The sequence below is a fragment of the Haloferax sp. Atlit-6N genome (genome assembly GCF_003383195.1).
Lineage (GTDB): Archaea > Halobacteriota > Halobacteria > Halobacteriales > Haloferacaceae > Haloferax > Haloferax gibbonsii.
On sequence record NZ_QEQJ01000032.1, the window covers coordinates 1 to 825 of the forward strand.

Consider the following 825-nt stretch of genomic DNA (forward strand, 5'->3'; position numbering starts at 1 on the left):
CACCCCGGAGGTGTCGAACCTCGCGCAACAGCAGGCCGACCTCGACGCGGTCCGCGTGGCCGCCGCCGACGAGACCGGTGAGATCACGATGGACAGCGACGCCACCGGAAAGACGGTTCTCGTCGACAAGGCACACAGAAACGAGTTCTCCGACGAAAAGCTCTCGACGCTCGTGAACACGCTCGTCGAGAACGGTCACGAAGTCCGATTCGTGACGCAAGAGCAGGCCCGCGGCTCCGCGTGGAACGAATCGCTCCGGAGCGCGGACGCACTGCTGGTCGCGAACCCCACGCAGGCGTACACACCCGAACAGCTCGCCGGCGTCCGCGCGTTCAACGACGCGGGCGGCCGCGTCCTGTTACTCTCGGATCCCGCGTCTTCGTCTGGGTCCATACTCAGCATCCTCGGGCTCGGAGTCGGGCCCCAGCAACCATCGAGCGGCGGTCCCGGCCTGAGTTCGACGTTCGGCGTCGCCGGGCACTCGGGGTACCTGTTCAATATGCACGAGTACCAGCACAACTTCAAGAGCATCTACGCGACCGCCGGAAGCGGATCGCTCTCGGAGGACGTCGACCGCGTCGTGTTCCGCGGGTCGGTCGCCGTCTCGACCGACGGCGGGCAGCGCGCGCTGACGGCAATCGAGCAGACGAAGCTCTCAACGACCCGCCGCGCCGACACATACGCGGTCGCGGTGCAGTCCGGTGACGTGGCAATGGTCGGGGACACCGACTTTCTCGCACCGACAGACGCGTACACCGCCGACAACGACGTGTTCGTCGGCAACCTGGCCGACTTCCTCGTGAGCGGACAGAAGACGGGCAACGC

1 protein-coding gene is annotated in these 825 nt (G+C 66.5%); it reads left to right on the forward strand.

Annotated features, from left to right (window positions below; all coding sequences use genetic code 11):
• Positions 1 to 825: hypothetical protein (locus DEQ92_RS23545; protein WP_115821723.1), on the forward strand; the 825-nt coding region annotated here is incomplete at both ends.